The organism is Janthinobacterium salmonicoloratum (assembly GCF_051380845.1).
In the GTDB taxonomy this organism is placed as follows: Bacteria; Pseudomonadota; Gammaproteobacteria; order Burkholderiales; family Burkholderiaceae_D; genus Janthinobacterium; species Janthinobacterium lividum_F.
Genome location: NZ_JBNYXV010000013.1, coordinates 1 through 9,858 on the forward strand (window position 1 = coordinate 1; position 9,858 = coordinate 9,858).

General features: G+C 58.4%; 4 protein-coding genes. All 4 read left to right on the top strand.

From position 1 onward, the window contains the following. Positions 1-2,517 (top strand): hemagglutinin repeat-containing protein (locus ACQ4WY_RS28115; RefSeq protein ID WP_436506904.1); only part of this gene is annotated, 2,517 nt, incomplete at its 5' end. Positions 2,518-2,526: 9 nt separating this feature from the next. Further along, positions 2,527-2,982, top strand: a complete 456-nt coding sequence (locus tag ACQ4WY_RS28120; protein WP_436506905.1) for a hypothetical protein — start codon at positions 2,527-2,529, stop codon at positions 2,980-2,982. 1,040 nt (positions 2,983-4,022) lie between these two features. Further along, the gene (locus ACQ4WY_RS28125; RefSeq protein WP_436506906.1) at positions 4,023-4,283 is read left to right on the top strand and encodes a hypothetical protein; all 261 of its coding nucleotides are present in this window, start codon (positions 4,023-4,025) and stop codon (positions 4,281-4,283) included. 61 nt (positions 4,284-4,344) lie between these two features. Then, a partial coding sequence (locus ACQ4WY_RS28130; RefSeq protein WP_436506907.1) for a two-partner secretion domain-containing protein occupies positions 4,345-9,858 on the top strand: 5,514 nt, incomplete at its 3' end.

The window sequence follows — 9,858 nt, forward strand, 5'->3', positions numbered from 1 at the left end:
AATACCCACGTCAATGCGGGCGACAAGCTGGTCATCACAAGCGGTGGCGACACCAACATCAAGGGCGCCGTAGCCAGCGCCAACCAGGTAATTGCCGATATCAAGGGCAACCTGAACCTGGAAAGCCTGCAGGACACGGCCAAGTTCGACAGCAAGAGCCAGAGCATCTCCGTCAGCGGCACGGTCGGCTTTGGCGCCAGCGTCAGCGGCAGCTATAGCCAGAGCAATATGCACAACGACTATGCCAGCGTGCAGGAGCAGAGCGGCATCAAGGCGGGTGACGGCGGCTTCCAGATCAAGGTGGGCGGTAATACGGACTTGAAGGGCGCCGTCATCAGCGCCACGGAGGCGGGCAAGCTTGACAGCAGTCTGATTACGTCGACTTTGACGCATAGTGATATTGCCAATCATGCGATTTCTAAAGGTAGTAGCGTAGGCGTGTCGGGAGGAATGTCGTTCGCAGGCACGGGGCCTAAGAACGATAACCTCACCAACGTCGGCGGCGAGAAGGATGCCAAAACCGCAGGCTTGCCTATTATCGTGGGGACTAGCGAAAATGCCAGCAGCACCACGCGTAGCGGCATCAGCGGCGGCACACTCGTCATCACAGATGACGCGGCCCAGCGCGCGGCGACGGGCAAGGGAGCGGATGAAGCCATCGCCGGAATCAACCGCGACGTAACAACTGGAGTGGATTCCAGCGGGAAGATTGGCAATAATTTTGACAAGGCAGCGCTGCAGGCGACGATGGAGGTGGCCAAGGAGTTCGTCAAGGCGGCGGCACCATTGGCGGCCGGCGTCGTAGGAAGCATAGGAAAATCCAAACAGGACGCTGCCGACGTGGCGAGTTCAATGTATGAGGAAAGCGCTAAGGCCGCACGGAGTAGTGGCGATGCGGAGAAGGCCAGTTACTACGATGCATTGGCTAAACAAGCTAAAGACACCGCTGAATCATGGGGGGACAACGGCTTTAACCGCATTGCTTTGCATGCCGCCGCGCAAGGGCTTATCGGTGGACTCTCAAGCGGGGCAGGCGGCGCATTGAGTGGCGTGGGTGGCGTTGTCGGGGGGAACTGGGGCCAACAACTGGGCCACAGTCTCGGTGAAGCGGAAGCGAATAAGCAGGATTTGAAGGGGGAAGAACGTAAAGAGTTCATCAATACCTATCAGCAAACGTTGGCAAGTATTGGCGGCGCACTCGGGGGAGTTGTGGCCTCTGGTGCGTCAGGACAAGGCGGGAGCGATCTGCTGTCAGGTATGGCCCAAGGTGGCATTACGGCTACAACGGTTGATGTCTACAACAGGCAACTGCATGATAATGAGAAGGCACGGATCAAGCAGTTGGCTGGTAATGATGCTGCAAAAGAAGCAAGGTTGACTGCGGCAGCTTGTGCGGCGGTAAAATGTTATGCGGAATATCCGGTAGATAGCGATATCTATAAAAAACTGAAGCAGCTGGCCGACATCGGTGACAGTCCCTCGCTCAGTAGTGAGCGTCAATTGTTGGCGAAACAGACCGGGCAATTTCAGTATACGACTGATGGATTCCTTAGCAATAAAAATTCTGATGCTGTAAAACAGATTAATAATACCTATCAGATTAGTACGCGTACTTTTGGTGCGGGGCAGATGGTGCTGGGCGGGATCGGCGTCGCAGGAAGCGTTGTTACGGCCCCAGCATCCTGTGTGACTGGTGTAGGCTGCGCGGCCAATTGGTTCGTGGGTACAGTAAGTCTCGACGCGGCCTATGCGGGGTCGAAACAGCTTATTTCTGGCAAGTCGGAAAGTACCTTCATGAACCAAGGTTTGCAGGGGCTGGGAATGTCTCCGCAGGCCGCAAATCTCGTTGAAATGGCATTGGGAGTGGGGTCTGCCGCTACGGCATTAAAGGTTGCTAACCGTTCAATTGATCAGGCGATTGCATTAAGGAAACTAACTGCTGAAAGTGGTAATTCTGGGAATTTTAAAAATCTCAATGAATTAAGTGGAGGTGGACCGCTAGAGCGAACGATTACTGTTTCCGGAAAATCTCCAAATGTTGTAAGCTCTCAGTCCTCGCAGCCTTTGTTGCTTGAGTACACGCCAACCACGAAGACGTTGTCGGAAATAAGAAATATGCGGGGCCCTGATCGTTGGAAAAGTGCTGAAGATTATATTCAGGAATTAACGGGCTCTTCAGGCCAACAGCACTTCCAAGTTCCTGCGACAACGGTAAATGGGCAAACTATCACGGGCTCCGGTGGTCGTTTTGTTGATGCTCCGGTGCCAACATCAGCAGGTGGAATACAAGCGAACGAAGTTAAGATGTATCAATCATGGCGTACAGTAAATGGGGAAGCAACGCAACAAACAGTACCTTTGAGTGATAATATCCAGCAGCAGATATTGAAGGACGTTTGGCTTCGTGCTAATACGCAAGGTTATGAGCCACGTTGGATATTTCTTGATGCAGGCCCATCGTTAGAGCTCAGTAAAGAGTTGGCAAAACAAAAAATTATTCAAGTAATTCATCATTAAGGATTAAAAATGTTGCCAGAACATGCTATTCAGTTGGAACAGAGAAAGAAGGGTTTTGAGGATTTTTTCAATGAGCTCATGCCCGCTCTGGTTGATTTTATTGAGAAAATTGGAATTAATCCCGCGCATCAAGTGTTAAACCAAGCAGAGAAATATGTTCCGTTTGTTGAGGCATCCTTGCGAGATATAGTTGTGGCTGATAAGGGTGATCGCGTCTGGCTTTTAACGCGAGTAGGTTATTTTATTGGTGAATATTTTTCACAGAAATATGGGGGATGTTGGTATGTGAACGATATATGTGACTCGCGGTATTTTGCGCGTTATGTTGTCGGGAAGTTTTCAAAGACCAATAATATGGCGACGATGATCGATCCATTTGAAATTGCACAGGTATATGTGGATACTCCAGTGCCGAGAGAAATGACTGTACTTCTTGCTGAGGTAGATGCCCAAATAGGAAAATGAATTAGCTGTCATTGGGCTGAGATCAGGGGGGCGGGGTCAGGTCCGGCATTCGGGGGGGGGGGGCGTTCGGGGGGCCGGGGTCACCGGGCCGGGGTCAGGTCCGGCATTCGTACACGATCTCCAAGGGGCCGGGGTCAGGTCCGGTATTCGTACACGATCTCAGCCTTGGTCGTCTCGATCTGTAGCAAGTTGTGCTTTACCAAATGCTGATACGGCTCGACTGACTATTTTGCTCGATACGTGAAAAGCGGCGGCGATGTGGGACATGGCAAAGGCGGTTTACAGATAAGCGCGTGCCATCGCCTCGTCTCTGTCGCTATAGCGCGCCCGAAACTGCTCTAATGACAGCGTGACAGCGCGGCGCTGCGACCTTGGCGTATCTCTGGGCGTCTCGGTGCGCTGCGATTGCTGATGTGCTGAAATGAAGGCGTCATCGCCCAGAAGAATCTGGTGGCAGGTGCGAGCGAGGGGAGCCGGGGTCAGGTCCGGCATTCGTACACGATCTCAGCCTTGGTCGTCTCGATCTGCAGCAAGTTGCGCTTTACTAAGTACCGACACGGCTCGACTGACTGTTTTGCTCGATACGTGAAAAGCGGCGGCAGTGTGGAGCATGGTATAGGCCGTAGTAAGTGGTTGGGCCATATGTTTGTGAGATTGATTGTTGTCGCTAGTGAAGTACTGATCCCGTGTGGGTATTTCTGAGGGTATCGGCAACTGAATAACGTGGAAAACACTGAAAAATCAAAGGCATCGCAGTCTCATTGACAATCGAGTGGGAGTGAGTTTCCTGTGGAAACCTTGCATCTCGGAATGACTTAGTAAGCCAAAGCCCTGTTTTTACAGGGCTTTTTTTATGCCATCGATACCGTCTCCCATTGCCTGCTCTGCTGCCTCAAGGCTGGGTGCCTGTTTACTAGTGGTAATTCGATAGTTAAAAGGTAGTTACCAAAGTAGTAAACTTCTCAAGAAATAAATATAGTTGCCATATGGAAATGGTTATTTTATAATTTCCTTACATAAATAATTATTTAAGGCAACATATGCACCTGCGCTTGACGCCATGGTGCGGTGTATTTTTGTTTAGCGGCACCTTGTGTGCCGCCGTGTCCGCGCAGACCCGTCCTGAAATCGCGCCGCCCCTTCAGAATCCGCCTGGCACCAGCCAGCGCGACGATGCCAGCCAAGAATTCATTCGCCAGCAAGAACGAGAGCGCGTCCTGCGCCAGCAGCAGGAGCGCAAGCCCGAGCTGTTCCGCACGGCCAGCCATACGGCTGGCTTCAGCCTGAACGCCAGTTACTGAGATACCGCCAGCCGTTCTCCTCCCTCTCTATCGCATCATTTAATTGTCATTAGGACATTTCATGAACAAGAACCTGTACCGCATCATTTTCAACAAACGCCGTGGCCAACTGATGGTGGTGGCTGAAAACGCTTCTTCGCAGGGCAAGGCGGCCAAGGGAGAGGGCGGCCTGGACAGCGGCGTCTTTGGCGGTGATGGCGGTGGCGGGATCAATGGCAAGTTGCAGCCGCTGGCCTTGGCGATATTTGGCGCGCTGGGCATGGTGACCTTTGTCGCCGGTCCTGCTATGGGGCAGATCGTGGCCGACCCGAACGCGCCGGGCCGCCAGCGTCCGACCGTGGTGCAAAGCGCCAACGGCGTGACGCAGGTGAATATCCAGACGCCGAGCGCGGCAGGCGTGTCGCGCAATACCTACAGCCAGTTCGACGTGACGGCGAATGGCGCCATCCTGAACAATAGCCGCGGCAATGTGCAGACACAGACGGGCGGCTGGGTGCAGGGCAACCCATGGCTGGCGGGCGGCAGCGCACGCGTGATCCTCAACGAAGTCAATTCGGCCAATCCGAGCCAGTTGCGCGGCTATGTTGAGGTAGCGGGCCAGCGGGCCGAAGTCGTCATTGCCAACCCGGCCGGCGTGGCCATCGATGGCGGCGGGTTCATCAATGCCAGCCGGGTCACGCTGACGACGGGAACACCGATCCTCAACGGCGGCAACCTGGACGGCTACATGGTGCAGCGCGGCGTGGTCAGCATCAACGGACGCGGCCTGGACACGTCGCTGAGCGACTATACGGCGATTCTGGCGCGCGCCGCGCAAATCAATGGCGGCATCTGGGCGCAGGAATTGAAAGTCGTCACGGGACCTAACCAGATCGATGCGGCGCATGGCGTGGCGGGCGCTGCGTCTGGCGTGGGGCCGGCCCCAGCCTACGCGCTGGACGTGGCGCAACTGGGCGGCATGTATGCCGGCAAGATCACCCTGATCGGCACGGAAGCGGGCCTGGGCGTGCGCAATGCGGGCGTCTTGGCGGCCACGGCGGGCAACCTGGTGCTGCAATCGAATGGCTGGCTGAGCAACAACGGCAATATCCAGTCGGCAGGTAGCGGCAGCCAGACGAGCATTGCCGTCACGGGCGACGTGGCCAACAGCGGCACCGTGTACGCGGGCGGCGACAGCCAGGTGCAGGCGCAGGGCAATATTGCCAACAGCGGCGTGATTGCGGCGCAGGGTAATGTCAAGGTGCAAGCCACGGGCGCGGCGGCGCGCATCGATGCCACGGCTGGCTCGGTGCTGGCGGCGGGCTTGAATCTGGACAATACATTGACGACTAGCGGCAAGCTGAACGTTTCTGCTGGCGACACCATTGCCGTACATGGCACGGCGGTGGCCGGCGGTGATGGCAGCCTGACGGCGCGCCGGCTGGAACTGGCCGACGCACAGGTGTCGGGCGCGAACGTCAGCCTGGGCGCCAGTGCCGGCGACCTCGACGCCCGCCGGGCGCAGGTCAGTGCGCGCGAACGCCTGCAGCTGGACGCGGCGCAGACCGTGCGCAGCGATGGTGGACAACTGACGGGCCAGCAACTGGGGGTGCAGGCGCACGACTTGTCGAACGTGGGCGGCCAGATCATGCAACTGGGCGCCGGCGACCTGGCGATTCAATTGCCGGGAGCGCTGGACAATACGCGCGGCGTCATCGCCACGAATAGCCAGGCCTTGCGCCTGCAGGCGGGCAGCCTGAGTAACCAGGACGGGCAAATCCAGCATGCGGGCACGGGCGCGCTGGAGATTGGCGCAACGCAGATCAACTTGCAGCGCGGCAGTATCCTCAGCAATGGCGCCATGGCGCTGACTGGCGAACACATCGACCACCGCAATGCCCGCACGGTGGCGGGTCAGTTAAGCGTCAACGCCGGTACCTTGGACAACCAGGGCGGCAGCCTGGCGCAGAGCGGCCAGGGCGTGACCGGCGTGCAGGTGCGCAACGGGCTGGACAACCGCGGTGGCGCGCTGGAAAGCAATGGCGCTTTGAGCGTGCAGGCGGGTCATGTACAAAATCAGAAGGGCCGCATCGTGTCGGGCACGGACCTGGCACTGTCCACCGGCGCGCTGGACAATACGGAAGCGACCCTGGCGGCGGGTGGCAAGCTGCGTCTCGATAGTGGCGACGTCGACAATACGCGCGGCCAGATCCAGGCAGTGGCGGGCGATGCGGCCTTGACGGTCGCAAAACTGAACAATACGGCCGGCAGCGTGTTTGCCGGTGGCGACCTTGCCACCCGGGCCAACGAAGTGCTCAATAGCGGCAACCTGTATGCGGCCGGTAACCAGGCGCTGCAGGTCAGCGGCGCCGTCGGCAACAGCGGCGTGATCGCCGCGCAGGGCGACAACCGCATCGACGCCAGCCGCATCGACAGCGCCGCTGGCAGCTTGCTGGGCGCCGGCATCCGCGCCGACGGCAGCCTGGCTGGCAGCGGCCAGCTGCAACTGATGACCACGCAAGCGATCGTGGCCCATGGCCAGAATCTGGCCGCCGGCAAGACCAGCATGCACGCCACCGCCATCGACCTGAGCGGCAGCCAGACGGGCGGCGCGGCCATTGATTTGAATGCCAGCGCGGGCCATGTCGTTACCGATAACGCACTGGTGACGACCACCGGCTTGCTGTCCGTGGCGGCGGCCGGCAGCAGCCAGGCCCTGTCGAACGTGCGCGGCACGCTGAGCGCGGGGCAGCTGGACATCAAAACTGGATCGCTCGACAACCGCGGCGGCACCCTGATCCAGACGGGCAATAGCGACACGGCATTGCAAGGCAGCATCCTGGACAACACGGGCGGGCGCATCGCCGTCAACAGCACCAAACTTACGCTGCATGCCGACAAGGTAATGAACCGCGACGGCAGCATCGAACACGCGGGCTCGGGCAGCTTGCACATCGACGCGGTGCGCTTCGATGACGAGCGGGGCAAGGTCACGGGCAATGGCCTGGTGGATATCCAGGCGGAAACAATCGATCACCGCCAGGCAGTGACGTCCGGGCAACAAGTAACAGTGCAGGCCGGCCAGCTGGACAATAGTGATGGTACCTTGCAGCAGACGGGGCCAGGGCAGATGCGCGTAGATGTGGCGCAGACGCTGGACAATACGCGTGGCAGCATTGCCGGCAATGGTGGCCTGCAGCTGCAGGCGGGCGTGCTGGACAACAGCAAGGGCCGCATCACCTCGGCCGCCTCGGCGGATATCGCCAGCAAAGGTGTGCTGAAGAATACGGATGGCGTGATCGCCGCCACGCAGGCGCTGCAGTTGGCGGGTATCGGAATCGACAACACCCGAGGCGTATTGCAGGCGGACAATTTGCGTCTGGATGCGACGACCTTGCTGAACCAGCAGGGCACGGTCAGCGCTGGCACGGACCTGACGGCCAAAATCAGTGGTGACCTGAACAATGCCGGCCTGCTGTATGCAGGCCGCAACCAGCAACTGACGGTCGGTGGATTGCTGAATAATAGCGGTTCGATTGCCTCCGTCAACAACACCCATATTTCTGCCGGCAAAGTCACCAGCAGCGGCTTGCTGGGCGCGGGTGTGAAAGCCGATGGCAGCCTGGGCACGGCGGGCGACTTGACCATCAATGCCGATGGTGTCTTGCAGGCGAGCGGGCAGAACCTGGCGGCGGGCAATGCCGTGCTGACGGGCGAGGCCATTGATCTGTCGGGTAGCCAGACGGGGGCAAGCAACATCGATATCACCGCGCGCAGCGGTGATGTGCAGACCAACAAAGCCGTCATTTCCGCCAGCAACGTACTGGCCATCACGGCCAATGCAAATAACGCCCAGTCGCTGATTAATAATCAGGGCCAGCTGGTGGGCGGTCAGTTGCAGCTGAACGTCGCCAACCTGAACAACGCCAGCGGCGAGATCGTGCAGACGGGCACCGGCGACACCACTATCACGACAGGTAAGCTGGACAATACGGCCGGCCGCATCGCCGTCAACAGCAATAATTTGGCCTTGAACGCCAAGGTCTTGACGAGCATCAATGGCAAGCTGGAACACGCGGGCGCGGGCGTTCTGGCGATCAACGCAGGTCAGTTCGACAACCAGTACGGCAAGATCACGGGCAATGGCAAGCTCGATATCACGGCAGTGGCCTTGGATCACCGCAACGCCACCACCATCGCGAATCGGCTGACGGTGAACGCTGACAGCCTGGACAATCGCAGTGGCAGCCTGGCGCAGACGGGTACCGGGCTGATGACGGTGAGCGTTACTGGTCAGCTGGACAATACGGGCGGCAAGGTCGAAGGCAATGGCGATGCGCTGGTGAAAGCAGCTACCTTGCTGAACAACACGGGCCGTATCGTGGCTGCGCAGGATGCCGAACTGCAGGTTGGCAGCCTGGACAATACCGAAGGGATCGTGGCCGCAGGGCGCAACCTGGCATTGAACGGTAACGACATCGACAATACCAAAGGACAATTGCAGGCTGTCGCTGGCGACGCGACCTTGATGGTTGGCAAGTTGAATAACACGGCAGGCAGTGTATTTGCCGGAGCCAACCTGAACACCACGCTCGACACTTTGAGTAACACCGGCAGCCTGTATGCTGCCGGAAATCAATCCCTTACCGCAAAAGGCGCCGTCACGAACACGGGCGTGATCGCGGCGCAGGGCAACGCCAGCGTCACGGCAAACAGTCTTGACAGCGGCGCAAGCAGTCTGATTGGTGCGGGTATCAAGGCCGATGGCAGCTTGGGTACGGTTGGCGACTTGACGGTGAGCACCACGCAAACGCTGGTCGCGCATGGCCAGGTTCTGGCTGCAGGTAGCGCCAATCTGACAGGCGCCAGCATCGACATCGGCGGCAGCCAGACCAGCGCCGCGAACATCGGCCTGACGGCAGCACAGGGCGATGTCAGTGCGAACAAGGCAGTCATCACGACGCCGGGCAACTTGAACGTCACGACCAGCGCCACCCTGCACAACACGGAAGGTGCCTTGCAGGCGGGCCAGCTGGATCTGCACGTAGGCAATCTTGACAACGCCAAAGGCACGGTACTGCAAACGGGTACGGGTAATACCATCATCCAGACCAGTAATCTGGATAACACGGCCGGCCGCATCGCCGTCAACAGCAATAATCTGACTCTCGATGTGACCACGTTGACGAACCGCGATGGCAAGATCGAGCATGCTGGCACGGGTATCTTGTCGGTACAGGCAGGCATACTGGAGAACAGCAAGGGCCGTATCACGTCCGCTGCCTCGGCAGATATCGTCAGCAAGGGTGCGCTGAAGAATACCGACGGCGTAATTGCCGCGACTGCCGACTTGTATGTTGGTGGTGTGAATATTGACAACACGCGTGGCGTATTGCAGGCGGACAATTTACGTCTCGATGCGGCGACCTTGCTGAACCAGCAGGGCACGGTCAGCGCTGGCACGGACCTGACGGCGCGCCTCAGCGGTGATTTGAATAACGGCGGTCTTCTGTATGCGGGCCGTAACCAGCAGCTGACGGTAGGTGGATTGCTGAACAATAGCGGTTCCATCGCCTCCGTTGGCAACACCCATATT

What these genes read in the sequence shown, in the direction of transcription:
- ACQ4WY_RS28120 (WP_436506905.1), top strand. Translation starts at nt 2,527, where the DNA reads ATGTTGCCAGAACATGCTATTCAGTTGGAACAGAGAAAGAAGGGTTTT.
- ACQ4WY_RS28125 (WP_436506906.1), top strand. Translation starts at nt 4,023, where the DNA reads ATGCACCTGCGCTTGACGCCATGGTGCGGTGTATTTTTGTTTAGCGGC.